General features: G+C 42.4%; 30 protein-coding genes. 17 read left to right on the top strand and 13 right to left on the bottom strand.

What is annotated here, in order from left to right; genetic code table 11:
• Positions 1-127: 127 nt before the first annotated feature.
• The gene (locus tag I8752_RS08585; RefSeq protein WP_214431883.1) at positions 128-1,162 is read left to right on the top strand and encodes a fatty acid desaturase family protein; all 1,035 of its coding nucleotides are present in this window, start codon (positions 128-130) and stop codon (positions 1,160-1,162) included.
• A gap of 577 nt (positions 1,163-1,739) precedes the next feature.
• Here I8752_RS08585 and I8752_RS08580 read toward each other — a convergent pair.
• Entirely contained in the window at positions 1,740-2,294 is a 555-nt protein-coding gene (locus I8752_RS08580; RefSeq protein ID WP_214431882.1) for a hypothetical protein, read from the bottom strand.
• A 128-nt stretch (positions 2,295-2,422) separates the two neighbouring features.
• On the opposite strand from I8752_RS08580, the gene I8752_RS08575 reads away from it, so the two are divergent.
• The gene (locus I8752_RS08575; protein WP_214431881.1) at positions 2,423-2,956 is read left to right on the top strand and encodes a hypothetical protein; all 534 of its coding nucleotides are present in this window, start codon (positions 2,423-2,425) and stop codon (positions 2,954-2,956) included.
• Positions 2,957-3,292: 336 nt separating this feature from the next.
• Positions 3,293-4,816: a glucose-6-phosphate dehydrogenase gene (zwf, locus tag I8752_RS08570; RefSeq protein ID WP_214431880.1), complete on the top strand. Its 1,524-nt coding sequence runs from the start codon at positions 3,293-3,295 to the stop codon at positions 4,814-4,816.
• A 43-nt stretch (positions 4,817-4,859) separates the two neighbouring features.
• Here zwf and I8752_RS08565 read toward each other — a convergent pair whose 3' ends face one another.
• From I8752_RS08565 to I8752_RS08555, 3 genes are all read right to left on the bottom strand, one after another.
• Positions 4,860-5,045, bottom strand: coding sequence for a hypothetical protein (locus I8752_RS08565; RefSeq protein ID WP_214431879.1), 186 nt, complete (start codon positions 5,043-5,045; stop codon positions 4,860-4,862).
• 150 nt (positions 5,046-5,195) lie between these two features.
• On the bottom strand, positions 5,196-5,969 hold the full coding sequence (locus I8752_RS08560) for an AIM24 family protein (RefSeq protein WP_214431878.1): 774 nt from the start codon (positions 5,967-5,969) through the stop codon (positions 5,196-5,198).
• Positions 5,970-5,993: 24 nt separating this feature from the next.
• Positions 5,994-6,392 carry a hypothetical protein gene (locus I8752_RS08555; protein ID WP_214431877.1) on the bottom strand — a complete coding sequence of 133 codons (399 nt, stop codon included), beginning with the start codon at positions 6,390-6,392 and terminating at the stop codon, positions 5,994-5,996.
• Between the two features lie 364 nt (positions 6,393-6,756).
• Between I8752_RS08555 and I8752_RS08550 the strand changes: the two genes are divergently transcribed.
• The 5 genes from I8752_RS08550 to I8752_RS08530 all read left to right on the top strand — a co-directional run bounded on the left by I8752_RS08550 (position 6,757) and on the right by I8752_RS08530 (position 10,402).
• On the top strand, positions 6,757-7,140 hold the full coding sequence (locus tag I8752_RS08550; RefSeq protein ID WP_225895525.1) for a hypothetical protein: 384 nt from the start codon (positions 6,757-6,759) through the stop codon (positions 7,138-7,140).
• A gap of 570 nt (positions 7,141-7,710) precedes the next feature.
• The gene (locus tag I8752_RS08545) at positions 7,711-7,857 is read left to right on the top strand and encodes a hypothetical protein (protein ID WP_214431876.1); all 147 of its coding nucleotides are present in this window, start codon (positions 7,711-7,713) and stop codon (positions 7,855-7,857) included.
• 6 nt (positions 7,858-7,863) lie between these two features.
• Complete coding sequence (locus I8752_RS08540) at positions 7,864-8,019, top strand: hypothetical protein (protein WP_214431875.1); 156 nt, start codon at positions 7,864-7,866, stop codon at positions 8,017-8,019.
• Between the two features lie 225 nt (positions 8,020-8,244).
• Positions 8,245-9,189: a M48 family peptidase gene (locus I8752_RS08535; RefSeq protein ID WP_214431874.1), complete on the top strand. Its 945-nt coding sequence runs from the start codon at positions 8,245-8,247 to the stop codon at positions 9,187-9,189.
• A 262-nt stretch (positions 9,190-9,451) separates the two neighbouring features.
• A complete protein-coding gene (locus I8752_RS08530; RefSeq protein WP_214431873.1) occupies positions 9,452-10,402 on the top strand; it encodes an RpoD/SigA family RNA polymerase sigma factor in 951 nt (316 codons plus the stop codon).
• A gap of 43 nt (positions 10,403-10,445) precedes the next feature.
• Here I8752_RS08530 and I8752_RS08525 read toward each other — a convergent pair whose 3' ends face one another.
• Positions 10,446-11,297 (bottom strand): Rpn family recombination-promoting nuclease/putative transposase, encoded by an 852-nt coding sequence (locus tag I8752_RS08525; protein ID WP_214431872.1) that lies wholly within the window; start codon positions 11,295-11,297, stop codon positions 10,446-10,448.
• A 104-nt stretch (positions 11,298-11,401) separates the two neighbouring features.
• Positions 11,402-12,223 carry an alpha/beta fold hydrolase gene (locus tag I8752_RS08520; protein WP_214431871.1) on the bottom strand — a complete coding sequence of 274 codons (822 nt, stop codon included), beginning with the start codon at positions 12,221-12,223 and terminating at the stop codon, positions 11,402-11,404.
• A 150-nt stretch (positions 12,224-12,373) separates the two neighbouring features.
• On the opposite strand from I8752_RS08520, the gene I8752_RS08515 reads away from it, so the two are divergent.
• From I8752_RS08515 to I8752_RS08505, 3 genes are all read left to right on the top strand, one after another.
• Positions 12,374-12,715 carry a DUF6882 domain-containing protein gene (locus tag I8752_RS08515; protein WP_214431870.1) on the top strand — a complete coding sequence of 114 codons (342 nt, stop codon included), beginning with the start codon at positions 12,374-12,376 and terminating at the stop codon, positions 12,713-12,715.
• A gap of 577 nt (positions 12,716-13,292) precedes the next feature.
• On the top strand, positions 13,293-13,487 hold the full coding sequence (locus I8752_RS08510) for a hypothetical protein (protein ID WP_214431869.1): 195 nt from the start codon (positions 13,293-13,295) through the stop codon (positions 13,485-13,487).
• A gap of 144 nt (positions 13,488-13,631) precedes the next feature.
• Entirely contained in the window at positions 13,632-15,008 is a 1,377-nt protein-coding gene (locus I8752_RS08505) for a dihydrolipoyl dehydrogenase family protein (protein ID WP_214431868.1), read from the top strand.
• Positions 15,009-15,056: 48 nt separating this feature from the next.
• Here I8752_RS08505 and I8752_RS08500 read toward each other — a convergent pair whose 3' ends face one another.
• Positions 15,057-15,194 (bottom strand): hypothetical protein, encoded by a 138-nt coding sequence (locus I8752_RS08500; RefSeq protein ID WP_214431867.1) that lies wholly within the window; start codon positions 15,192-15,194, stop codon positions 15,057-15,059.
• A 121-nt stretch (positions 15,195-15,315) separates the two neighbouring features.
• On the opposite strand from I8752_RS08500, the gene I8752_RS08495 reads away from it, so the two are divergent.
• Positions 15,316-15,873, top strand: coding sequence for a YbhB/YbcL family Raf kinase inhibitor-like protein (locus I8752_RS08495; protein WP_214431866.1), 558 nt, complete (start codon positions 15,316-15,318; stop codon positions 15,871-15,873).
• A gap of 131 nt (positions 15,874-16,004) precedes the next feature.
• Here the strand turns inward: I8752_RS08495 and I8752_RS08490 are convergent, their stop codons facing one another.
• The 6 genes from I8752_RS08490 to I8752_RS08465 all read right to left on the bottom strand — a co-directional run bounded on the left by I8752_RS08490 (position 16,005) and on the right by I8752_RS08465 (position 19,531).
• Positions 16,005-16,349 carry a hypothetical protein gene (locus I8752_RS08490; protein ID WP_214431865.1) on the bottom strand — a complete coding sequence of 115 codons (345 nt, stop codon included), beginning with the start codon at positions 16,347-16,349 and terminating at the stop codon, positions 16,005-16,007.
• Between the two features lie 76 nt (positions 16,350-16,425).
• Positions 16,426-16,761, bottom strand: a complete 336-nt coding sequence (locus I8752_RS08485) for a hypothetical protein (protein WP_214431864.1) — start codon at positions 16,759-16,761, stop codon at positions 16,426-16,428.
• Between the two features lie 206 nt (positions 16,762-16,967).
• Positions 16,968-17,729 (bottom strand): hypothetical protein, encoded by a 762-nt coding sequence (locus I8752_RS08480; RefSeq protein ID WP_214431863.1) that lies wholly within the window; start codon positions 17,727-17,729, stop codon positions 16,968-16,970.
• Positions 17,730-17,810: 81 nt separating this feature from the next.
• On the bottom strand, positions 17,811-18,389 hold the full coding sequence (locus I8752_RS08475) for a hypothetical protein (protein ID WP_214431862.1): 579 nt from the start codon (positions 18,387-18,389) through the stop codon (positions 17,811-17,813).
• 45 nt (positions 18,390-18,434) lie between these two features.
• Positions 18,435-18,767, bottom strand: a complete 333-nt coding sequence (locus I8752_RS08470; RefSeq protein WP_214431861.1) for a hypothetical protein — start codon at positions 18,765-18,767, stop codon at positions 18,435-18,437.
• Positions 18,768-18,841: 74 nt separating this feature from the next.
• A complete protein-coding gene (locus tag I8752_RS08465; protein ID WP_225895524.1) occupies positions 18,842-19,531 on the bottom strand; it encodes a hypothetical protein in 690 nt (229 codons plus the stop codon).
• 95 nt (positions 19,532-19,626) lie between these two features.
• Here I8752_RS08465 and I8752_RS08460 point away from each other — a divergent pair, with 95 nt between their 5' ends.
• From I8752_RS08460 to I8752_RS08440, 5 genes are all read left to right on the top strand, one after another.
• The gene (locus tag I8752_RS08460; protein WP_214431860.1) at positions 19,627-19,911 is read left to right on the top strand and encodes a hypothetical protein; all 285 of its coding nucleotides are present in this window, start codon (positions 19,627-19,629) and stop codon (positions 19,909-19,911) included.
• A 276-nt stretch (positions 19,912-20,187) separates the two neighbouring features.
• Entirely contained in the window at positions 20,188-21,753 is a 1,566-nt protein-coding gene (locus I8752_RS08455) for a hypothetical protein (RefSeq protein WP_214431859.1), read from the top strand.
• Between the two features lie 93 nt (positions 21,754-21,846).
• Positions 21,847-22,659, top strand: coding sequence for a BRO family protein (locus I8752_RS08450; protein ID WP_214431858.1), 813 nt, complete (start codon positions 21,847-21,849; stop codon positions 22,657-22,659).
• 73 nt (positions 22,660-22,732) lie between these two features.
• Positions 22,733-23,752, top strand: coding sequence for a hypothetical protein (locus tag I8752_RS37230; RefSeq protein ID WP_318780824.1), 1,020 nt, complete (start codon positions 22,733-22,735; stop codon positions 23,750-23,752).
• A gap of 347 nt (positions 23,753-24,099) precedes the next feature.
• Complete coding sequence (locus tag I8752_RS08440) at positions 24,100-26,829, top strand: CHASE2 domain-containing protein (protein WP_214431857.1); 2,730 nt, start codon at positions 24,100-24,102, stop codon at positions 26,827-26,829.
• Positions 26,830-26,961: the final 132 nt, after the last annotated feature.

Here is a 26,961-nt window from a genome sequence, read left to right as displayed (position 1 = left end):
AGCCTCCCCAGCCTCCCCAGCCCCCCCAGCTCTGCTATCTCACTTTGGAGCGTTGCTCCCTCCTGATACCAGACTAATTACGGTAAGCTAATGAAAACTTAGATCGCAAATTTATGTGAGGTAAATTATGAGCGATCGCACTTGGACAGTAAAAGGTATCGCTCAAGAATTACAGCAAGTCACGGCTGATTTACACCAAGTTAATCTCAAAGCCGGATTAGTACGTTTTACTATACTAGGTTTAATATTTTTGAGCTTAGTCACACTAGCTTGGTCGGTAGCAAACAATGTTTTATTTGTGGCTGTAACAATGCTGGCGGGAGTTTTTTATAGCTTTTGGCTGATTTGTACCCATGATATGGCACATCAAACTTTAACAGGTTGGAAGTGGTTTGATAGTATCATGCCTCGGTTGATCGGTTGGCCAATGTTGTGGCCCTACAGTATCTATGCAGAAATACACCGTTTGCATCATGCTTGGAATGGCATTGACTTGCGAGATCCAGAACGAGTGCAATGGACTTGGCAAGAATACGAGCAAGCAATGCCGATAGTGCGTTGGTATATAAGTCATCAGTGGCTGTGCGATATTTTTATTTTCGGAGGAGTGGGGCTAATTCTGAAAACCTTTATTAAAGGAGTAAGCTTCCAAAATGTAGTTGCTGGTATGCGGCGACAAATCATTTTGGATGTGACAGGTATTATTTTTGTACACAGCTTTTTCTTAATGCTGGCAATCTTTCAAGGAGAAATACTACGCTATATTTTATTTTGGTTAATTTTAGAGCGTATAATTGGCATGATAACGCAAACACGCGATCATTTAGAACACTATGCACTGTGGGGAAAATTTACTAGTCATCAATTAACACAGCTTTATGCTTGTCGAAATATTCAGACTAGTTCTGTGGTTAGCTGGTTAATGGGTGGGTTGGATTATCATGCAGTACATCACACATTTTCTGATATTCCTTTCAACCAGTTACCAACAGCATTTAAGCAGATTCAAAGCGTGTTAAAAAAGTATAATCTACCCCTAATGGAACGAGAGTCAGGCTATCTTAAATCTGCATACTGCTTAAGTCGTAATCCATCATTAATCAAAGACGGGGACGGCTCTATTACTCCCAATCGCCATCGAATGATTCCAGTTAGCAAATAAGCTTAAATAAACCGAAAAATAGGAGTTTGGGATTATTTGCTTTTTGGCTGTCCGCTGCAACGAAGAGTTAGAAATCGCGGGTATGGTGGAGGGCAAGTTCAACCGCCCTGACAATTGTGATTTGAACCATGTCTTGACCAAACGGTCACGACATACTTCATAACCCCATAGGACAACATATAGTTCAAAGCTATAAATGGTCTGTGTAAAACCTCAAAATTTAAGTACAGCAAGCAATACGGCTTTTGTGGTTCATTTGTATGCAATGCCGCGAACAGAGCTTTTAAAACTGAGTCCAGATGCGATCGCTTGATCGCTTAATTTGTAGCTAAAACTGTTTTTGAACCATATTGTTGGCGTTTTGAATCATATTTTGACCGAATGTTGCAAATTTTAGCTCTCAAGAATGTGTCACAAGGAAGGTTTTTTTACAAAATGCATAAATAAAACTTTTGGTGACATTATGGTTCACATTGAAAACACACGGTCATGATTTGATTTATAGCATGAGGTGATGGATTGGCTCTTAACCTTGAAATTCCGTTAATCTTTGGTCACGCTATGGTTCAAAATTTGGTCACGTGGGGGGTAAAATCACAACAATGGACACGAGTCCAAACCAGACCAATGTGCCAGCAAAGAACTTCATCGTTAGGAGGTAGCCGTGACTCTCCAAGGACAGGAAGAAGCGTACGGCAAGAACCGCAACAGCAACCTTAGAAATGATTAGTGTTCCGAGAGCCGTGACTACGAAGACAAGGCTCTCGGCGGTAGAGCCGCGAATGATGTAGTTCCCGCCGACGGTAAACCAAAACAGATAAGGGCCGGGGTTGAGAAGGTTTACCTTCACTGCTGTAGCAAAGGAGCTTTGTGATTTGAGCTTTCTGGTTAGGCACAAGAGCGGAATAAAACCAACAGCCGTATCAATAATATTTTTGACAAAACCGAGATATTTAAGTGCTTTCGTCCCGTTCGCGGAGCATCTCCCCTTGGGAGAAGGGCGCGCCTCGATGGCTCTTGGTGTTATTTTTTGGATCTCCCAAAACTGGCACACAGAGAAAGCAGTAATTAAACAAAGTAAATGTGGTAAAAATTCAGGCAATTCAAACCGAAGAGAAACGCTAGGAGACATAATCAGGGTAGAAGTCGAAAATTAGAAAAATTTAGTGTTAAGCAAGGTTTAATGATTTGTGACTTTTTGCCTGTGATTTACTGAGATAATTGTAGAAAAGATTTATACAATTGGGAAATTTCTCAATCATGGAATCTAAATTAGAAAATATCTCCAACAGTCCTAAGCGCCGTCAAATTCTTCAAACTGCTCTCACCTTTATGACTGGATTAACCACAACATCATTTATATCTTTTTTAAGACCTAAATCTACAGAAAAAGCACAAGCAATTGTTGTGCAACGACCGAATGAGTTTGAACTCAAAGGCAAAGGTACTCAGATTAAATATTCTATCCTCAACGACGTTCCACAGCTTAATTACAGAACTCAAAAGACTTTTGTCCGTTTCAATGGCGATGACATTAGTAGATTAACCACTGATATTGGCACACTTGTTACAGTCATTCTCAGCAAACCAAACCCTAATGTTGGAGGAAATATAGTTAAATTCAGCTTTTTATTACCCACTATTAACCTACCTATCGGTGATGGAGAAACTGCTGTCCAAACTCAGGCGGTTCTGACCACCGAAAAAACATCAGGATTAATCAGAAGACCTATATTTGGACAATTTCAATCTTATGAAACTTTCATACTCAATGGAACTGCTAGATATCGCTAGGTTCAACAACCATAAGCCTTGGGGCCTTGCAAATCTAGCTGATATACAGCCACTCAAAAACACTCAAGCCGCAAAGGGAGATTAATTTTTGGAAGTCCCTCACCTCAAACCCACCATTGTTGAAAAGCGATCGCACGCAGCATTGTAATTTGCGCTAATTATGTTTTGAATCTTAGATTAAGTAAAGGCAACTGCTTATAAATCAGTAACAACAGTTTGAGTAAATTATGCAGTTTCGCGCCAATGCCGGGCCGCCAGTACTGACCATTAATCAAGGCAATACTTTTATTCACAAAGTCTGGTTTGATTGCAGCAACTTATTTAGGAGATAAAATCATGACCGCAGCGACTATACCCAATCCCAACCAAACTTCAGCGCGTGCGGCTGACCCGTGCGTACTCGTGATTTTTGGCGCGGCGGGAGATTTGACTAAACGCTTGTTGATGCCTGCAATATACAATCTGGCGCAGGTCAAGCTGTTAGCGCAGAACTTCGCCATCATTGGAGTCGCACACACTCAACTGGGACAAGACGACTTCCGCAGCAAACTTCGACAAGAGATTCATGAGTTTGCCACTGTCAGCGTAGACGACGGGCTTTGGCGAACGCTGGAGCAACGCTTATATTATCTAGCTGGCGAGTTTCAAGATGCCAAGACTTATCAAAAATTGCAGCAACTGTTGGTGCAGGTTGACCAAGACTGCGGAACTGGTGGCAACTATTTGTTTTATTTAGCCACTGGCGCTAATTTCTTTTGTGACATTGCGACTCAACTCGGTGCGGCTAAACTAACTCAAGAAGACAACGGGCACTGGCGACGGGTAATCGTCGAAAAACCGTTTGGACATGACTTAGATTCAGCTCGTGCTTTGAATAAAACGCTGGGCAGTGTCCTGACTGAACGCCAAATCTACCGTATCGATCACTACTTGGGTAAAGAAACGGTGCAGAATATTTTGGTGTTTCGGTTCGGAAATGGTTTGTTTGAACCGATTTGGAATCGCAACAATATCGATTGCGTTCAAATTACAGTTGCTGAAACCGTGGGTGTTGAAAGCAGGGGCAACTTTTACGAAAAAACAGGTGCAGTGCGGGACATGGTGCAAAACCATTTGTTCCAACTCTTAGCAATGATGGCAATGGAGCCACCGACTTCGTTTGAGGCGGATGCAGTGCGTGATGAGAAATCGAAGCTGCTCAGATCCATTCAACCGCTCGATGCACAATCGGTAATTCGCGGTCAGTATGGCGAGGGCAACCTCAACAATACTCAAGTTGTTGCCTACCGTTGTGAGCCACGAGTTGCACAAGACTCGACAACAGAAACCTTTGCCGCACTGAAATTAACCATCGATAACTGGCGCTGGGCAGATGTGCCGTTTTACCTGCGAACTGGAAAACGCTTACCTAAGCGAGTCACAGAGATTGCTATTCAGTTTAAGCAAGTTCCATCGCTATTGTTTCATCAAACGCCGCTTGAGCAACTCACTCCAAATTTGTTGGTGATTCGCATTCAGCCGAATGAGGGCATCTGGCTGCAATTCGGGGCAAAAATTCCTGGCCCAACCATCCGCATGGGAGCCGTGGAGATGGATTTTTGCTATGCCGACTACTTTGGCAGCACTACAAGCACCGGATACGAAACCTTGCTGTACGACTGCATGATCGGAGACGCAACTTTGTTTCAGCGTGCCGACAATGTGGAACTGGGCTGGCAGGTGGTGAATCCGATTCTCGAGCATTGGCAAACCGTGCCACCACCAAACTTTCCGAACTACACGGCAGGAATGTGGGGACCGCAAGCCGCAGATGATTTGCTCAGTCGTGATGGACGACAATGGCGAACTCCAGATCGTTAATTAGAGTAAGACCTGTTATATAATCTATGACCAAGCAAATCCTCTACCAATTAATACTTGCATAGATGCGATAAGAGGATATGGCAGAACTCAGACCACTAGGGCGTATGAGCCATAGTAAAGTGTGCGCCCGACGAATCATTCGCGCCGTTGCTTTTCCTTTGTTCACTATTTCAAGTAATTGTTGGTGTTGTTCTTGTGTCAGTTTAACTATGTGCTTTTTTGGCATACTCTATTATCTGCGATCGCTCAACTGTCTGGTTTTGGAGACGAGTCAGTGGAGTGACTCACTGACTTAGTTCAACACCGTGTAAAGTGCGATGCCTACGGCGCAACGAAAAGCGACCATCACAATCATGATGTGCAATTCTCTGCCACTTTAACTCAAATTACTACTGCCACCGACTTGAGCTGCTCCTTCTGGTGCTGGTGGGTGGTAAGTCATAGACTGTAACCCCAAACGACCAGGGCCAGTAAAACGGTTAAGAGTGAATGAAATACCGCCAAGCATTACTCCAATTGCTCCGAGGATGCCGCCACTAGATTGTAGCGCCGTTACTGTCTCCATCTTCACTGATGAGTCTTTCCATAACCATGCTCCTGGCTCTACATCCAGTACTTCCCCAGGAGCAAGGTACTTTTCAAAGACATTACCGTAACCGTGGATTAAAAGCAGTCCTCCAAGTTGCTGACCAATGAAGCGGTCAATAAATAAACCACCACTGCGACTAAAAAAGAGGTTTGCCAGCCCTCGCTGGAAAAAGAAACTGTACTCAATATTACTGGTAGCTAATAAAAACTGATGTTCGCGCACGTCCACTGTCTGTCCACGCTCTAATTGCAGCACCACAATCTGTCCTGGAGCCTCACGAGAGAAAGCAATATTCCCCGAACCATGTGCTTCACTAATAAAAATTTGCAGTCCGGCAAAGAAACGCTTGGCTGCACCTTTTAAGCCTTTAATACCGAGACGAACATTCGGATGTTTCCACAGTAAAATATGATGCTCAAAGTAAATCGATTGCTGTTGTCCCAGATGCACATCTACTACAGGTACTACTTCTCCTGATATTCTCAAGGTCAAGTCACCAGAATGAAAGATTTCTTGAGAATTTTTTAATTTAGCTATCGGTTCACTACTAAAGTCTGGCATAGTCTTTACTTTTCGATAGTTGTTTTAGAAATCATTTTCTCCCAAACCCAATTGTTTTACACAGATATGAGTTTGACCTTGACTATACAGCACGGGTACATTGGGATTGTCAAATCCATGATTTGTAAAATTTTGATATTGCTCTTGTAGTTTCTTCAAAGATGCTAAAAACCGCGCCTTTTGTTTGGCGTGTGACTGGCGGCTCTCACAAATCTTACGAGCTGCGTCCAATGTTTGTTTATCGTTCCAAGCTGTGACTTCTTTGACATCTGCAATGCATTCATTCAGCTTGAATCGTGTGGGGTGTGAGTCACCGTTTAAATTGGGGTTTGCTGCCCAAGTCTGGATTGTACCTGAAACAAGTATGGCAATTAGTACAGCTAAAAATCCCAAAATTACATTCCAAAAGACAATTCTAATCATAATTTCGCTTTTCCTAAGTAATTTTATTTATAATTAAGTCTCTAAAAGGGTGTCAAGAGAAATGACACGCAAGGCTTGCTCAAAGCTTTTATCTACACACCAGAATTTCAGAAAAATAAAGCGACGGGTAAAAACTACATCGCTTTGCTCTTATCACCCAAGAATTTCAATCACCGCCGCCAGCACAGCAGCAGTGCTTACGCTCCTTGGCACAAACAACCGCTTACGTCATGCGTCATTGAATGATTTCCGTGAAACATCCCGATCGTGAAAGTCTGTCAGCTAAAGTAAGGGTAGAATTTACTGTCTGAACTTCAATATCTAGCACAAAGATTGAAAGATTGCTTCAAAAAACGGCGAGGTGATGATGAAATTATCAGATTTATCAACAGAAACTCTAGAAAAAACTAAGTCTGTTAGGTGGGACAGAATTATCGAAAAACACGAAGGCCCAGAAGATTGGGAATCGGTTTTCAGATATTCTGAGCCAGAGTTTATTGAAGTAGAAGGATATCCAGTATTATTACCTGTAGATAAATCACATCACCCGAATATCAGTATAATACGTTGTATCTGGAGTGCGGATAACAATTCTGCAACGCTGTTCCTGTCCGATACTACCTATGAAGACGATCCATTTTTTTCGGGATTTATGGCAGTGTGCGATCGCCCACTAGATGAAGAATTTTTTTTAGCAATTCTTTATCATGAATGGTTTATTATTGAAAAAGCGACAGTTTTTAAATAATTAACATTACTAATCAAGAGTAATTCCAAAATAGAAAGAGACTCATAAAATATTTTATTTTCAGAAACCAAGAGCTATAAAATTATGAAACTTGCTGAATTTTGGCATATTTATGAAATGTCAATGTGGGATGAATCTTACTTTAATATGGAAGTTCAGGCTTAGCTCGACTTTATCCATTTTTACGAAACCCAAAACTCGACGCTGAAACCATTGCAAGGCAGTAGTCCTAGTTTTTGTACTTGATGGTAAATCAGTAAGATGGAAAAAGTATTTGCCAAAAAACCAGGATTTTGCTGGATTGGGAAAGCTGAGTTCTTAATTTTGGATAAAGTCTAGCTTAGAGATTGTTTGAAAAGTGGTTAGCTGTGATTTTAGACACTTATTGATCTCCTCTAGCCACCCTTAAAAAGGGGGATTTAGGGGGATATAAAACTATTTGATACATCATTAGGGACTTTTCAAACATCCTCTTATATTGAAGTTAATGAACAACGCTTCGGTGAGTTTCAATTTGGTTTAGTCACGGGACAAATTGATTATGAAAGCATTAAGGATAATGGCAATTCAATGTTAGATTTTACGTGGTCAGGAAGCGATGAATGCGATCCGGCTTCTAGCAGTGGATGGTTAAAATTAAAAGACGAAAATACATTGGGGGGAAAAATAAAGTTACATGGAGGAGATAGTTCTATGTTTTTAGCAAGACGTGCCTGAAAAGAATTGCGTCTGGGTACATCATTATTTGTTGGCTGTAATGGTCAAAAGCATACCAAAACCAGCCATTGCGATCCAGAAACCAAACAAGAGGTTGCGCTATTTCATCCTCGTCAGCAGCTTTGGTCAGAGCATTTTAGCTGGAACGATGATTTTACCTAGGTTAACGGTAAAAGTCCCTGCGAGCGAGCAACAGTGGAAGTTCTGCAATTAAATCGGGTCGAAGTCGTTAACTTGCGTCGTCTTCTCACTTGGGCAAGGCTACATCCACCACTATCAGAATCTGGATAGTGTTTTTCACTCTTCATATCATCTATTCTGTATAGTAATTTCAATTTTCATAATTTTTGGTATTTAATTAAAATTAAATTTGTTATTGAAATCAAAATGAATATTAAATATATTAGCCTTAGAAACATCAAGTTGCAACAAAATCTTATCCTAAAAGAAATTTTTAATTTAGCCTCGAATCCTAATTATAATTCAACTCAAATCAAACAATTACATCATAATTTAATTACGAATACAGCAATCATTGAAAAAATATGTGTTAAACAGCAAGTAACGCCAGCAAATCTAACTCATCAATCTCGTAAAATCTACTCATGGATGAAATTTTTGACAGATGAATATTATCTACAACTCCATCTAAAAAATACTTCCTATCTGTTGTCAGCTGCTAAACATATTCTGAGTAGACACGAACAACAATCACTACAATTAATGATTGCAATCACTAATTTAGCTGGGCTATATCAGGGAAAAAGGTCTGCCAGCACAGCTAATATTATGATTAATGAGGGCTTTATAAATGCACCAGATACAGTATTGCAAGCGTTAGTGGAATCTGCTCTTTTTGGTAAGAATCAAAAGAATATACAAATCATTAGAGCATTTGCCAGTACAGAAGAATACAGCAATGTTTTGTTAGAGCTTGATTTGATTGCTGAGGTAGTGGCAGAAAACCCACAAGGTAAGTTTTATAATCTCGATGAGTTATTTGATCGAGTAAATCATGAATATTTCGCTGCCAGTCTTGCTAAACCACGTCTAGCATGGACTCGAATTAATACTTATCGTAAATTAGGTCACTATGAGTCAGCTAGAAATAGGGTAGTGATAAGTTCGACTCTTGATGATGCTAAAGTACCTGGGTTTGTAGTTGAGTTTGTGTTATATCACGAATTGTTGCATAAATACCACGGTGCGAAGTGGGTTCATGGGAGAAGAATGGTTCATACTAAAGAGTTTCGTACCAGTGAAAGCCAATTCAAATCTTATAACGAAGCATTGAGATGGTTGGAAAAATTAGTATCTGGTCGCCTGAAATAACAACGATTTGGCAATATTTACTTTCGATGCATAGTTAATCAAAATGCTTACAGAACAGTTAGCTAGAAGCGTTTTGGGTGTGTTTTAATATGAAGCGACTTCAATAGATAGTAGAACAATTGTACTGCTAAACAAATCTTTTGTTACAGTTCCTAACCCTACGATCGCCAGACAAGATTACCTCCCCTGATTAATATTTTTGATGAGGCTATTTGATTTATAATTTTAAATTCGTCTAATTTTAGAGAAGTTCTATAGTTGTATGTCCAGCCTAAGTTCAGACATGGTACGCATTTATTTGCAAGAAATTGGTCAGTTTCCTTTATTAACATCTGACCAAGAAATAACTTATGGCAGACTTGTACAGCAAATGATTGCCCTTGAGCAGCAACAGCAGCAGCTTAGTCAACAATTGCATCGCCAACCAACATCAGCAGAATTAGCGAATTTTGTAAATAAAAGCGAAGCCCAAGTAAATCAAATCTTTGAGTCAGGTAAACGAGCCAAGCAGAAGATGATTACCGCCAACCTGCGACTAGTGGTTTCGATAGCTAAAAAATACCAACGTCGCAATCTAGAATTTCTGGATTTGGTTCAAGAAGGAGCAATTGGTTTACAAAGGGGAATAGAAAAGTTTGATCCCAACCGAGGTTATAAATTATCAACCTACGCGTATTGGTGGGTCACTCAGGCGATTACCAGAGCAATAGCCGAGAAATCTCGCACGGTTAGACTACCAATTCACGTTAACGAAAAGCTCAATCAAATTAAGAAGGTACAACGAGAGTTATTTCAAACGCTTGGTCGTCGTGCCACTGTCACGGAAATTGCTCAAAAATTGGAGATACAGCCAAGCCAGATTCGAGAATACCTCAAAGTTGCTAGTGGAACAATTTCTCTAGATTTGAAAGTTGGAGATAACCAAGATACAGAACTGAGCGAACTTTTAGCCGATGAGGGGATCTCGCCCAATGAACACATCACTCAAGAAATGTTGCGCCAAGACCTAAGTGATTTGTTAGCATCACTTAAACCTATGCAGCGCGAAGTATTAATCTTACGCTTTGGACTGTTGGATAATCAAGAACGAAGCTTGGCTCAGATTGGAGAGAAGCTCAATGTCAGTCGAGAGCGAGTTCGTCAAATACAGATGCAAGCAATGACTGCTCTGCGTCGTCAACAACCATCGATTGGGCAGTATTTATCTTCTTAATGAGGAAATTCCTGACCCGGCTATGTGTATTGTCCCAGACGCATTAATTCTCTTGAGTTAGCTGTGCCTGTAACTGCTGGACTTGCTCTTGAGTTAACCCTGTTACACGGACAATTGCCTCAGTTGTCATACCCTCACGTAGTAGATTCAATGCAATCTCTTGTCTTGTTTTTTGGGCAGCTTTTTCTCCCCAACTAGTAACGATTTCCATGATTTCCTCCTGCTGTGTTAACCCCATTGTACTGATTGTTGCTTGAAAAGCTTGCTCTTCAACTGCATCCAGACGCAAATAAGTATCCACAAACCCAGAAATCAATTGCATTCGGGCTGGATCTAATCTTAATGTTGCCAGCAATCGCAGACATTCTGCCTTTACCCGTGGACGTTCTGGCTCCTTAATATTCATCTTCGACATCAATGCTGCTGCTACTGGATTTGGCTGGTTGAGGAAATCCCGCCAACTTAAGCGATTTAATTGAATAGCTGCAAACCGAAATTCTAATACATTTAAATCAGGAAAAGTTACGCGATAAATTTGAGGTTCAGGGCGCAGTGGTTCGTCAAAAGAAAACACTACAACTGGATAAATTGGTAAATCATATTTCTCATGGAGCCGAGCAAAATATTTAAACATCCGTTTGGCAAACGCTGTTTCAGTATAAGATTGATTCTCAACATGGATTAGAAAACAAGTTTCTTGCCCTTGGTAACGCACTTGAGCCAGTAAATCAATTTCCTTCTTTTCTCCAGAGGTAACATCTGTAAACACTTCTTGCGGTAAAAACTGAATTGAATCACGGTCTATTTGACTAACTACTTGTGGGAGAAATAAATCTAAAAACTCCACGAAGAAAGTAGATAATAATTCTTTGAACAAGCGGTCGTGGTCTATCATGCTCTAGTTTTTCTTGGCAAATTGACAATTCTTTCTCTCACAGAGATAGATTAGTTTATTAATAATTGTTCAGCCACTTGAAAAATTCCATCTCGTAAATCTTCTCAGGTTTTGAGGAACGCCAGCAGGTCAGTATTAAATTGATCCCGATGTGTGCTAGTCAGTCCGTGACTTGCGTCTGGATAGACCTTGAGAGTAGAATCCTTGACAAGCTTTGAGGAAAGTAAAGCTGAGTTAGCTAAAGGCACAATTTGGTCATCGTCGCCGTGAATTATCAGCGTTGGGATGTCGAACTTTTTAAGATCCTCGGTGAAGTCTGTTTCTGAAAACGCCTTGATGCAGTCAAGCGCGGCCTTAAGACCGACCTGCATACTCCAAAGCCAGAACTGCTCAAAAAGACCAAGCGAGACACTATTACCCGGTCTGTTAGCACCATAAAATGGCTGACTAAGGTCTTTGTAGAACTGAGAGCGGTCGTTAGCAACACCCGCACGGATGTTATCAAAGACATCGAGCGGCAACCCGCCAGGATTAGCTTCGGTCTTCAGCATCAGCGGTGGTACTGCGCCCACCAGTACAACTTTGGCAACGCGATTTGTGCCGTAACGACCGATATAACGGGTGACTTCGCCGCCGCCAGTTGAGTGACCAACCAATACCACATCTGTTAAGTCGAGCGTCTCAATCAGCATCGCTATGTCATCCGCATAGGTATCCATATCATTGCCACCCCAGGGTTGGCTTGAGCGTCCATGTCCGCGACGGTCATGAGCAATGGCACGATAGCCGTTGTCTGCCAGAAAGACTAACTGCTCGTCCCAAGCATCAGCATTGAGCGGCCAGCCGTGACTGAAAACAACAGGTTGTCCTGTGCCCCAGTCCTTATAATAAATCTGCGTGCCGTCTTTGGCTTCGAGCGTACTCATCTTTTTGTCTCCTTTCTATTGGTTGACGGTCTTTGCTAGGTTATTTGCATTATCTTGCCATACTCACCGACCCTTTAGGGCGGTGAGTATGGCACATTTAAATCTTCCAAGATACGCAACATAACCGATAATAGGCCTGGAGGTGATTGTATGGCAGTTGATTTACCCGACTTCCAAATCCTACTTGAGCAGAGTATGGAAGAACTACGGCTCAAAACCCAAGCCCATGATGGGGCATGGCGATTGGGCGAGTGTAGTTGGAATGTCGATCGAGACACAGGAACAATTATTTTTACTCGTCCTGATGGCATTACCGCCACCTGTAGCGTGCAGATTATCGGTACTTACAATACTCTAGACAATACCTGGCTATGGGCTTGGGATCATCCATCAGTCGTTCTATCCCTACAAGATCGTGCCTGGAAAGTTCGGGAGTATGGCCAAATCAATAACATTGAGTGTCTGACAACTCGCAAATTAAACTGCTCATAAACCCAAGCTTGGGAACTGACTGCTCTTGCTTGCAAGTTGTGCAATGCTCAAGGAGGCTATCGGGGGACGGCTGGAACAACTTTGGTATTTATGACCTTTGATAATGTGAAATTAAGTGTATTGTCCAATTAATACAAGTTTTTGATTATCCCACCAAATACCGAACAACTTGCGGATCTATCGCTGCAATCCGATGCCTAATTGACTGCGGAGGGTTCTTGAAAAACTGCTTCAAATCTCGGCTTCTAACTTGATAACAAGATGAACAACGTTTTTTGGCTTTTAGCCAACCTTGCTTCACCCAATAAGTAACACTAGTTTTGCCATACCTTTAGCATGGGTAGCAAGATTTTGGACAAAGCCCTATCTTTTTTACCCTGGACAACAACGATAGTGTTAGCGCTTCTTAGCTTGTGGTAATGGTGATATGTGCTGTAATCTAGCTCGATGAAATGTCTAATTTTTGAACGCCTGGATGAACCTGACTCATTCAGACATTTTTAACTAATGACTGAAAAAGAATTCAGGAGTCAAAAAAATACACCAATTCTGACTCCTGAGTTCGGAATTCTAACTTATGCTGTTACTAACTCCGCGCTCTCAAGCAATTGTCGCAATTCAACAGAAGCCATTTGCTCAAGCGGATGGTACTGCAAGTATTCATCAAGAGTATCGATACAGCCAGGAAAATCTGCCCTTAAAATCCACCAAATTGCGTCTGATGCCGAGTCACATAAGATTTGCTGTTGATGAGCATCGGATGCGCGTGTGAACCACCAGTTACCATCAGTCTGTCCTGGGGACTTCCAAGAAATAAATTATCCTAAAAATTAATCTTACAATAATGCGTAAAAATCTTCAATCTGGAGTATGAGAATGTTATGAAAGCAAACTATCCTCAAGGAGTCCAGCACTGATGGAAACAGCAGATGTGATTGTGATTGGGAGCGGTCAAGGAGGCATTCCACTGGCAGTTGATTTTGCCAAACAAGGGCGCAAGGTAGTCTTGTTTGAGCGGGATGCTTTGGGCGGTAGTTGCATCAATTATGGTTGCACTCCTTCCAAAGCATTCTTGGCAGCAGCTCATGCAGCGGGGCGTGCCCGTCAGGCAAAGAAATTAGGCGTACAGACGGAAATTAAGGTTGATTTTCCCGCCGTCATGGAGCGAGTACGGGAAATTCGTAACAGCTTTAACCAGGGTATTCAAAAGCGATTGGATGATGCAGGTGTCAAAATCGTTTGCGCTGAAGCTTCTTTTGTTGGCGAACGTACCGTTAGAGGAGATGATGTCACCGTTCAGGCTCCAATAGTTATCGTTAACACTGGCACGTCATCGCTGATTCCTGATATTGCGGGTCTTGCAGGGACTCCCTACTTGACCAACCGCAACTTCTTTGACTTAAAAGCATTACCACCCCGGTTACTGGTAATTGGAGCTGGCTATATTGGATTAGAACTAGGACAGGGATTGGCGCGTTTGGGCAGTCAGACCCACTTAATTGTGCGGGGCGATCGCGTCCTCGATCGGGAAGAGGCTGATGTCAGCGAGGTCTTAGCAGAAGCATTACAGCAGGATGGGATTGAGCTTCACTTTGGGGTGAATGTAAATCAGGTGGCACATGAGAATGATGTGTTTAAGCTGACATTAAGCAATGGTGAGCAACTCCAGGCAGAGGCGTTGCTGGTTGTGATTGGACGCAAACCAAATACAGGTGCATTAAATGCAGCTAAGAGTGGAATTGAGCTAGACGAGCAGGGATTTATCAAAATTAACGACCAGTTCCACACAACCTGTTCTGGAGTCTATGCGATCGGAGATACTGCCAAACAGCCTGCTTTTACCCATGTGTCGTGGGAGGACTATCGCCGCTTGAAGGCAATTTTGTGTGCAGAAAACCGGACGCGGAGCGATCGCGTCCTTGGCTATGCTATCTACACAGAACCTCAGGTTGGGCGAGTGGGAATGACGTTAGAACAGGCTCAAAAGCACGGCATCAACGCGCGTGCTGTGACATTACCCATGAGCCAAATTGCTCGCGCGATCGAGTGGGGACATAATTTAGGGTTTTACCGCATGGTAATCGACAGCGACACAGACAAAATCTTGGGAGCCACCTTAGTGGGATACGAAACGGCTGAATTAGTGCATGTTTTTCTGGATTTGATGGAGGCGGGAGCAACCTGGCAGTTGTTAGAGCGATCGGTTCATATCCATCCCACCTATGGTGAAGCATTACCTAGCCTAGCACGGTTGCTGCTTGGAGATAATATGCCGGGTTGTCCGAACAGGTGAGGAGGTTTTATTGAATTTCTGTTTGATTCGATTTGTGCCTGCAAACAGTTAAACCGTTTGATAGCATACTCGATACATAACTTTAACAACCGTAAAAGACAGCCATGCTCCGACTAACTCGGTGTCTTGCAGCAGATTGGCGTAGATTTGATCGCCGCTGAGTGAGACACCTTCAGGGACTTCCAAGAAATAATTTCTCCCCAAAAAATCAATCTGACAATGATGTTTTTGAACTGATAGCGATCGGCGCAGATAAAACAGGTTGTGACAGTTTCAAAATTTGATACAAAGATTTTGGTACGGGATCATGGGTAGCAGGCGAGTCTTTCTGTTTCAAAACTTCAGTATAATTGGGTTAGTTGGATTATCTGCGATCGCTTGTAGTTCTACTGATAGCAAGGATAGCCAATTCGTCTCCACTCCCAGCAGTCAATTAACAATGGAGGGGAAAAGCATGAAATTAGAAAGTAGCGTCTTTGAAGCTAATAGCCTAATTCCCGCCAAATATACCTGTGATGGTGCTGATATATCCCCAAGTCTTAGCTGGGATGAGCTTCCAACAGAGACTCAAAGTTTAGCATTAATTGTCGATGACCCAGATGCACCCAGAAGCACATTTGTACATTGGCTACTTTACGATATACCTGCTACAGTTCGGCAATTACCAGAACAAATTGCCTCAACTAAAACTTTACCAAACCCTGGAGTACAAGGAAAAAATGATTTTGGCAAATTAGGTTATGGTGGGCCATCTGGCTGCGATCTCTACTCAGGTCAAGTTCTTCACCCACTTCAGCCAAGGGGGATTGACAAAAGAATTGGGAAAGTTTGGTTGGTTGTTCTTTCTGAGTATCTTGTATTGTGAGGCTTTGGGCTAGGAGTTGGATAATATACAGTTTCTCATTGTGGTCAAGTTGAAGCAGTTGTTGTTCAAGTTCTCTTAGCAGCATGATAGGGTTTAGGCGGAGGATAATTTTATTTTACTTTCACAGTCGATTACCCCACCAAATACTGAACCACTTGCGCATCTAAGTCTGCAATCCGATGTCTAATTGGCTGTGGTGGATTATTGAAAAACTGTTTTAAATCCCGATTTTTGATTTGATAACAATTGAAACAAGGCTTTTTCGCTTTCAACCATCCTTGCCTTACCCAGTAAACAACAGTGGTTAAAGGTACACAAAGGTTTTTTGCAATTTCACGACAACTGTAATTATCAAGAACTGGGCGAGTAGAATACCCCAAAGAATACAATTTTCTCCCAACTGCTGATGCTGTGCGATGATAACCGCGTCTTTTGAGGCGAAAAGCTATTTGTTTTGGAGTGTACATCTCGGCCATTTCGTCGAGGGTTGCTAATTCATTGTCATCCTATTTAATACCCATAATTAAATCCCTAATATTTAATACTGATTGCTTATGCTTTTACCGCCCGTGCTTGTTCTAATCGCTTGTATTCATCCCAATTTCTGGGATTGTGGCGTGATACCATTGCTTGCTCAAAATCCCAATTCTGAGAACTGATATCGAACAACTCGATTGCCGCATCAAAACCACACTGCAAAAATTTGGTGTACGATTCTTCAGACCAAAGAATTGATTGTGCAATCGCTATTAAAAGATTGAGATTAGTTTCACTTGCTGCACCTTCATCTTGTAGCCAATCGATTGTTACCAGTAATCGTTGTTTGGCAGAAGCCACAGTAGATTCTGGTAATGCAGCAATAGGGGTAAAACCTGTTAGTCGTTTCATGTGTTTTATATTTATTTAGGAACCGAAGTATCATTGAATACCTAGGAATAATTAGTGTGTCTTGTATTTTGGCAGACATGTTTTAAGCTGTGATTTGCTTTACAGTAAAAAGGTGCAAATATGACTACCTCTAATTACCTCGTCTCGTTCTGAGAACGGGGTTTTCACATCAGCAACGGAAAACCCCATGAATTAACGAGTTTGTGTTACCGTCTCTTACTTTGCGGTAGAACTTGCTGATTTTGCGGCTGTAACGATGCTCTTGCCTCTGCTTCCGAAACTGCTGGTAGTGCTGGTGCTGCTGCAATGGCATTGTCAGCCCATCTTTCATATGTCTCGTTTCTCACCCAATGCAGTGTCGCCCCAGACTCCGCACCAGACCTAATAATTTCTGCCGCTTCCAGCGCGTCCTTCTCAAAATCAGATTGTGGGTTTCGATACGACCACTGAATAAACCAATAAGTACCCAGCGCACCCTCCACCTTCTGAAACTCGGCGCAGAAGATGTAGTTTTTCAGTACACTAGCGATCGCACCGTAGCAAAACTCCTTGGCATCTCCCGGCATCCCTTCCTCGCACCATTGCTGAAAAGCTCTGTGGGCGAAATGGTTGTACAACCCAGCAAAGGAATCTTTACTCCGGCGGTGCATCAGAAACGAAAGCAGCATGGAAGCTGGCCCTTTAAACTGGTTTTTTAACTCACCTGCTACCGGAATTACCCAAAGTTCGGTGAATGGCTCGTTGGTGAAGTTTTCATTGATGGTAAGTAAACGGTCTGGGCGTGAAATTGCAATTGCAAAGTCAGCCTTGTTACCTTTGAGATATCCCCCTTGTTGGGCTTCTAGAATTGTTAGTTTTGGAGGACAATCAAGAAGAAACTGCCCGTACTCCTTAGCGCAATTGGCTTGTAATTTGGGTTGGCTAGGTGGAATGAGAAAGACGCTGTTGTTGATTTTGATTGTTTCCATAGTTGCCTTGTTTTTGTTGAAAATTGCGTTGATACTGGATAGTCTCAGAATCAGCTATTTATGATATGAATAGAGATTGCTTTAGCTTTGAACAGAAATATTTGATGTAGTGTCAGTCTGTTGATTAGTTTCCAGTTCCAATTGCAGATAAGAAAGCGCAGTCTGAGCATCGCCAATTGTGAGGTCGGGCTGATAATCAAGTGCCAGATAATCGGGGTGTTTGGCAATCTCTTTAATGATGAATTTGGCAGCATCAACTAATTGATGCAGAGGTGGTAATGGTAGTGAATATGGTTGCTGCGTCTGGTCTTGTAATTTTGTTTCAGCACTAGAGCGAGGTATTACAACACTTGCAGTCATAGCATCTAATTCTTGTTTCAGCGATTGGATCTGGTACAGATGGTTGCTGATTTGGATTTCTATTTGTGTCTTTAATTCCTGTGGTGTTAGCAATCTGATTTCGTCTTCTGCACGGTGTTCTTCGTCTTCAGTATGCTTATTAGCAAGTAAAATGTAACGCCATCCCGCACCATACTCATCGGCCAGATATGTGTCTTTAGCATAATACTTGAGTCCGATAATCGCGCCTCGTTCTGTACGTTGTCCAAAGCCAAATCGAGGGTACTGCCAACCTTTGGGAATTGAGATTGTTGGTTCCATTTCTTTAATTAGTGAATAATTATTTGTTGAAGTTGAAAGTTTTAATTACGCTGCAATGCTTTTGTCAGCTGCTTTAGTCATACTTGCAGCTTTACAAAAATCATCCAATGCCATTGCTGCACTCAATGGTTGAGCGTATCGAATCTCGTCCACCTCGTTTGACCAATGCGTGAGATGCTGAAACACCAAACCAATCATTGAATCAGCTTTGTAGACACGGTAATTTTTGGGACAAGCCCCATTGCAGTAGACCAGCGTGTAACCAGGAATATCGATGACTTCTGCATTGGGATCGGTTGGCGGCAGCAGTATCTTTTCGCAGCATTCGCCCCAATCGGGATCTTGAAGGAAAGGCATAGTTTTTGTAATGTGTGCCATGATTCTCTTGTAGTTTTCGTTGTAGAGGCGATCGCACACCAAGAAAAGTGCGATCGCCTTTTCTACATTCGGGACTACGCAGCGACAGGTTGCCTGACTCCGAGTGATGCGATCGCAGCATCAACACTCTCAGCTGTACGACTGCCCCCCAGTTGATTGCGTCGGCTGTACCACTGATTTGCTCTGTTGTACCCGATGAAGCCAATACATAAGCGATTCAGGTATAGAGTCGTGCTAAAGGAAAGCCAGTCAATCTGTCCGTGTGTCAAACCAAATTTGATGCAAGCTTGTTCTAGTTCTGCGCTGAGGCGTTCGTTGCGTTCACGTGGTGTTTCAGGTAGAGTCGCTTTCACTTCTTGCACTCGTGTAGCGAACCAGTTCCGGTCGAACGGTAATCTTCCACTGTCAACAAATTGCACCCATACTGTGATTCCGGCTTCAATCCAGATAGTATGGATGGATTCGGGGTCTACTTCGATAATCTCGCCAATAATGCGACGGTCACTAGATGTTAACGGGTCTGTGGTTGGGGCTACAGCTTGCGCTTGCTGGTTGATGTATTGCGCGAGTTCGGCTTGGGCTAAGTCTTGTTCGTCTATTGTGTTGCAGTTGCAGTTTTTGGATGCTTGCTTTGAATATGTGAAGTGGTTCATAATAGAGTTCACCTTTTTAGGGACAAAAGGCGATCGCACAAGTTTGTCAGGCGAGGGCGGTCGTCTTTTTGTTTCTAGATATAATCTAGCAAATAATCTAGATTTAGTCAAGATAAAAATCTAGATTGTTAAGTTGGCTTACAATAAGCTTTACAGCTATTAGTCTGGATAAAGAGTATATTTTTGATAAAGACCAACAGAAAAATATGCCTGCAAACAAAAAGCCAGAGACGCAAGGGCGAACTGCCCAGCTAGGTATCAAGATAGATGCCGAGTTATACGAGAAGTACAAAACAAAATTGAAGGAAGATGGTGTATCGATTACAGAAGACATCGAAAACCACATGAGAAATTATATTGGCGAGATGATCGTCCAAAGCAATGTAGTGGATATAGTCAAGCTAGTTGAGGATGTAGAAGCTTTGAAGAAAGTCGTGGGGGAGTTACAGCCGGGCTGGCAAGAGAGAATGAGCAACTTAAAAGCCAGTTAAAAGCCATGTCATCTCAAATCGAAAACTTGGTTCAAATAATGAAAACTTCACCCCCTCTTGACAGGGGGTGAAGCGTTTTTAAGGTCTGCTAATATTCTAGATAAATTTCTTGATTTTAGTCTAGCTCGGTGTTAGATTTTAAGTAGCCAGCAAATCTGCGGCTACTTAATTTTTTAGGCAATCGCCCGAATGCGAATAACATTTGCTATCCGCACTTGAAGTGCAAGGTAAACAAGACAAAGACAAGTATTTGCTTGTCTTCATCCCTAAAATGCCATGCTGACACTAGACCGCGAAACAACATCAGCTTCCCGTTATGATGTCGTCAATAGCAGCATCAAAGAAACCTTTACAGCCATTGACCGCTTTGAATGGCAGGCTGTCGATGAGATTTTGCAGATGAGGGAAAAACAGCTTTACCGTGAAGCTGGTTACAAAAAGTTTGAAGACTACTGCCAAGCTGAGTTATCCACCTGGGGTGGCTACCGCAGAATCAATCAACTGTTGGGAGCCAAGAAAGTTATTGATGCAGCTGATGAATTGGGCGAACACATCAAAAACGAGCGTCAAGCCCGTTCACTACTGCGATTAGTCAAGGAACCAGAAAGACTCAAACAAGCTGTAGCGTTCGCACTCTCTGAAAACCCCTGTCCAAGCGAATCAGACTTTGCAGCTGCCGCTAACAAGGTGGTTCCTCGTCTACCACGCAAGAAAGTTCAGGAACCATTGGTTCCCCCTTCCCCCAAAGTCACAGTCACCTCACCAACTCATCACAGGCATGGAGAATCAGGAACCATAGAAGCAGACCCCCCGAACTACTGGCAGCAGATTGTAACTTTCGATGATGGTAGTAAGGAACTTGTCAATAATGCTGATTTAGATGCCCTAAGCGTTCCATTCTCCACCGAGCGAACTTACCCCAAAGAATACACCGAAGCGATCGCACAACTCAAACAACAGCACCAGCAGGAATTAGAACGGCTGGAGCAAGAATTGAGGGTTGGTTTACAGGCGGAGGCATCTGCCAAAGCCGAACAACAGGTACAAGAGCAATTGGAATCCTTACAAAAACTATTTCAACAGCAGAAGGAGCAAAATATTCAGTTGCAGCAACAATTGGACGAGTTGGAAGGGCTAAAGCAGTTGGAGCTTGAAAACCGACGACTCAAACAACGCATTGAGGAGTTAGAAAACGCTGTACAAGAACGTTCTGCCCAACGGTGGGAGAAAACTTTTACCAAGCAAGCAACCAAGGCATTAAACAAAGAGGTTAAGCGATCGCTAGAAAAAACTATTGATCTGCGAGCGCTTGCCCTTGAATCGCCAAAAGAAAATGCTCAGGAGTGCCTACGACTGATGGGCATAGCTTTAAGTAATCTGGCTTCTGCTATGAACAACACTCAAGCACTCCAAGCTGCGGCTCTGATTCTGGGCAGTGAGCCAAACCAAAGCGCGATCGCAAAAAGAGCCGAACAATTGCAACTGCTACCCCAAGCAGTGAGTGATATTCGGGCTGTGTTATCCAAACCTGGGTGTAATTGGCAAGATTACTTGACGGTTGCCCAACAGTACGAGGTAATCAAACAAGACTACTGGGCAGAATTGACCACACAAGAGACAGAATTAATCAAATCTCTAGAAATTGCATCCACTCAGCCTCCCACCATTGGTATTGGGAGCATCGTTGCCCATGCCGATCCTTACCGCACTTTGTATATCGAAAGAGGAGAAGTTGTAGAGGATTTGGGGGATGAGGTGATAGTGGCTTGGGATTGCTGGAAAGAACGCTCAAAAAAGACTGACAGGTACTCAAGAGATGAATTGCGATTTTGGCAAGGTTAACAGCTAAAAGCCTGCCAAGACATTCACAAAGAACTAAATGTGGCATGAGTGCAATGTCGCTCACGTTTTCATGCGTCAAAAATTGGAGCAATTATGAAATTAACCACATCAACCCAAGCTAATACTGATAGTCCGTTTGACCAAATCAAAAAAATTGATGAACAGGGGAACGAGTATTGGTTAGCAACCGAATTGTTAACATTACTGGGCTATCAAACTTGGAAACGAATTAAGGACACCGTTGAAAGAGCGAAAATCAGTGCTAAAAATTCTGGCATAGATCCATTCCACCATCTAGTCGATGTCGTCCAAATGGCGCAAATTGGGAACTCCCAGGCATTTCGAGAAGTGCTGAAAGATTATAAACTATCACGACACGCCTGTTATTTGGTGGCGATGAACGGCGATCCCCGCAAGCCCGAAATAGCCGCTGCACAAAATTACTTCGCACTAAAGACTCGTGAGGCAGAGTTAGCTTCGCAATCTCAAGAGTTATTGTCACAACTGCTGGAGAAGATTGAACAGCACAACAAGGTCATTGAAGAACAAGGTCGAGCGATCGCAGTCCTCCAATCCCAAATTCAAAACCTGTTGCCTCCATCGGCTGATTTTATCCCTCCAGGCTGGGATGCCGAAGTATGGCGAAGTTTACCACCACAAGATAAACGCCACTTCCGGTTTTTGTTCCGTCGCCGCAACTTCAGACCATCTACAAAAAATGAATCACTGGCCTTACCTGCTGTCACCACCGGGCAGATGAAGCAGAAGCAACGCGATGAAGTAGCGCAATTGATAGGTGAAGTGTCGCCCGAAGATAAACAGCAATTTCAGGCAGCAAAACGCCAAAAGCTCAAGGAATTTTGGTCACAAGCCCCAGAAGAAGACCAAGAAAATATGCCGTTTTAGCCAGTCAGTTTTTACAAATTATAGAAGGTGGAATATGAGCAGCATTGCCTCGACTGACAAATTCTCTGTCCTGGTGATATTGCGCCGGGAGTATCTTGATATCACTGGAAACTTCTGTGCAGCCAAGCTGATTGAATACTTCAGGCATTGGACAAAGTGGAAGCTGAAAAATCACCGTACACCTTGGATTTACCAACCCCTTAAAAACATCTACGCTGACTTAATGGGTGAGCATAGTCTTCATGTGATCCGAAGTGCGATCGCACTGCTTGACGAGTTGGGTATTCTCTCAAAGCAGAAGAATCCAGGCAACGGACAAGATAGAACATGGCAGTATAAATTGAACTTCGATGTACTGAATAAGCTGCTTGAACTTGGCAGAGGCAAAACTGAACATCCCAAACTCAGTGCAGAACAATACCACAGATCCCATCCAGAAGCTTCAAAGCCACAACAACACTCTGCTGTTGAGCTTGAAAAAAGTGAGGAAGTAAAAACCGAGATTTTGGAATGCCACCAGGAAGGAGTTTGTCAAACCCTAGAACCAGAGTTACCCGAAATTACTCGCTTCGTTGAAGAGATAGAGCAAGATAACTCGACTAACGAGGCAGATACTCATGAGGATCGTTCTTCCGCCGCCCCTGCCGTGTCAAATTTTTATGATGAAGACTTTGCTGATGATGATTGCGCTTTGGAGCGACAAGAAAAATCAGTGGAACCCAGTAATCAGGAGGTTCAGGAAGTATTGCAACAGTTGAGAGAGATTCCTTGCACTCCGCAGTTTCGGCTCAATGCAGAGATTCAGCGTACAGTTCAGCGGTGTTGGGATAATGTGCCGGGGGCGATTGCTTATTTGAAAGAAGCGATACGGACATGGAAGGGTATCAAGTCGCCGGAAGCTGTGTTTGTCGCGGCTTGTAAGCAAGGGAGAAAACCGGAATCCGCACAGGCTAAGTCGGAGGTGGTTGCTTGGTTCGAGTGGGCGAGGAAAAACAGGATTGTGATTGCGATGTCGGGGGAGGTCGTGTATACGCCGGATGGTGTGGCTGTGCCGTTGGCGGAAATGATGCAGAGGTTTCCGGTAGGCGAGTAAGGGTTCTGCTTCTGCTCAAAATTTTGAAATGGTTGAGTGGTACGATCGCCTTCTTGAAAAAAACGAATTAAAAGATTAGTGTATATAGGACTTATATTTGATTTCTGAAATATACTTAGGGTCGTTATGCCTCTGGCTAACGCACCGTCCGAGACTTAGATTTTTTCATAAATCAAATCGGATTTCTATATCTGCTATAAGTGTTCACTGATAGCGGTTTCAATACTTCTTGGTTAAATATTAAGCAGTATTAAGAATAAAAAAGTCCGTAGTTAAAATGGCAATGATACTATCTGTTAATGTAACTTGTTTTACTAATATCATTGCGACAGCCAAAAAATTCTTCCATGAACGCAGCACCAAGTCCAGCTTACGCATACCAAGTGGGAGGCAGTTTACCTCCTGATTCTCCTACTTATGTGACGCGGCAGGCAGACCAAGACTTGTACGCAGGGTTAAAGGCGGGAGATTTCTGTTATGTGCTGAACTCGCGGCAGATGGGCAAGTCAAGCTTGCGGGTGAGGACTATGCAACGCTTGCAACAAGAGAAAATTGCTTGTGCGTCAATTGATATTACAGCAATAGGAACGTGGGATATTACTCCAGAGCAATGGTATGCCGGAGTAATAGATAATATTGCTAACAGTCTAGATTTGTATGAAAATTTTGATTTAGAGAACTGGTGGCAGTGTCACAATTTACTATCTCCAGTGCAGCGATTGAGCAAGTTTATTGAAAAAGTACTACTAGTTCAAGTTGCTCAACAAATTGTGATTTTTGTCGATGAAATTGATAGCGTTCTCAGCCTGAATTTTGCCATTGATGATTTTTTTGCCCTGATCCGCAACTGCTATAACCAACGTGCTGATAAATCAGAATACAAACGGCTGACTTTTGCACTAATTGGTGTAGCGACACCTTCAGATTTGATTGTCGATAAAAAGCGTACACCTTTTAATATTGGTCAGGCGATTGAATTGGCTGGTTTTCAAATAGATGAAGCCGAACCATTAGCTCAAGGATTAGTTGGAAAAGTTAGCAATCCTCAAGCGGTGTTGCACGAGGTATTAGCTTGGACAAGTGGGCAACCTTTTTTGACACAGAAGCTTTGTAAGCTAATTCCACAGGGTATTGAGGTAGCAGGAGTTGCAGAGTTAGTGCGATCGCACCTCATTGAGAATTGGGAATTTCATGACCAACCCGAACACTTAAAAACAATACGCGATCGCTTGCTAGTTAATCAAAAACGTGCTGGTCGGTTACTGGGTCTGTATCAGCAAATTTTGCAACAGGGAGAAGTAGCAAGCAATGATAGTTCTGAGCAAATGGAACTGCGGTTGTCGGGTTTAGCAGTCAAGCAGCAGGGAAAGCTAAGAGTTTATAACCAAATTTACAAATCTGTATTCGACTATAACTGGGTAGTCAAGGCATTAGTAGATTTACGCCCTTATGGAGAAGTCTTAGAAGCATGGGTTGGCAATAAAGACAAATCTTGGCTGTTGCGCGGACAAGCCTTGCATGATGCCCAAGCATGGGCAATGGATAAAAGCTTAAGCGATCTAGATTATCAGTTTTTAGCTGCTAGCCAGGATTTAGATAAGCGGGAAGTACAAATTGCTTTGGAATCAGAAAGAAAGGCTAGAGAAGTACAAGACCAAGTAGCTCTAATTTTGACTGAAACTAAACAAAAAGCTAAAGAAAACCTATTTAAAAAAAAGATTTGGCAGAGATGGGAGATATTTACTGGTTCCAGTATTGGAATGAGTATATTGCTTATACGCTCTATCGGATTACTCCAACCTTTAGAGTTGACAGTACTAGATCAATTTTTTCGATTACGCCCAACTGAACAGCCAGATAATCGCATTACAATTGTTGCGATTGATGAAGCTTCTTTGCGCCAAATAGGCTCCTGGCCAATTCCAGATAGCCAAATAGCGAAATTATTACGAAAAATAAACGTTCACAAACCTCAAGCTATTGGCTTAGATATCTACCGAGATTTGCTAGTACCCAGTAATGATTTGACAGGATTTAGTCATAAAGAACTGCTTGATACCTATAAATCAACACCGAATTTGATTGGTATTCAATTGTTAGCAAGTCAAAATCAGAAACAGAAAAATTTTGGTGTTTCACCTCCACTAGGGCTAAATCTAGAGCAAGTGGGTTTCAATAATGTGTTATACGATCCTGATGGCAAAGTACGCCGTAGCTTATTGTATTGGCATGCTGGTAAACAGGTACACGAAAGTTTTGCCTTAAAACTGGCTTTATTGTATTTAAAGTCAAAGGGAATTATTCTCCAAAAAGCATCTGACAATCCGGAATATTTGCAGTTGGGTAAAGCAGTATTTACTCGCTTTCAAGCAAATGATGGTGGTTATGTGGGTGCTGATGATAAAGGCTACCAAATTCTCTCCAACTTTCCCAAACTAGGCTGCGAGGGCAGTGGTTCTCAAAAACGCTGTGGTTATCGGCAGGTAACTATGAGCGATGTACTAAATAATAAAGTACCAACAAGCTGGATACGCGATCGCATTGTACTCATTGGTTCCACAGCTCCCAGCCTCCAAGACTTTGTATTTATTCCTCAATCTAGTAGGATTATGGGCACGGCAAAGCCGATTGCTGGTATTGAACTGCAAGCCTATTTTATCAGTGAGTTAATCTCAGCCGTCTTAGAAGAGCGACCTTTATTAAAAGCATGGTCTGAGCAAGTAGAAAGTTTGTGGATTTTAGCCTTTTCTTGGATAGGTATCAGTGTAGTTTTGCTATTGCACTCTCCACTAAAATTTGTTGTGTGTGTTCTATGTCTAGGGGCTAGTTTGATAAGTGTCTCTTACATAGCCTTCTTATATGGTTGGTGGTTACCCATAATTCCATCTCTACTGTCTTTAGTAGGCGCTGCGATTGCTACTCCAATACAAACCAGCTATCAATTAGAAAAACTAGAGAAACGTCAACTTCGCGAAAGTTTGAAATCAATTATTGAGCTTTACCACGACAACCCAGATGCTTGTAATATAGCTATTGAGTATCTTAAACGTTCAGATAGCGATCAAAACAAGCCTTAAGTCTAAATAGATTTTCAAAGCAATATTATCTAAAACTTGCTGAAATTCTCTATCAGTAATTGCGATCGCATCTGATTCGGACTGCTTAAATAGCTTGTATTTAACTGAATTTTATTCCCTAAAAGGGATTAT

It is taken from the genome of Dendronalium phyllosphericum CENA369 (assembly GCF_016056275.1).
GTDB lineage: Bacteria > Cyanobacteriota > Cyanobacteriia > Cyanobacteriales > Nostocaceae > Dendronalium > Dendronalium phyllosphericum.
Note: the sequence above shows the minus strand (reverse complement) of the source record. Positions and strands in the feature narration are given on the sequence as shown.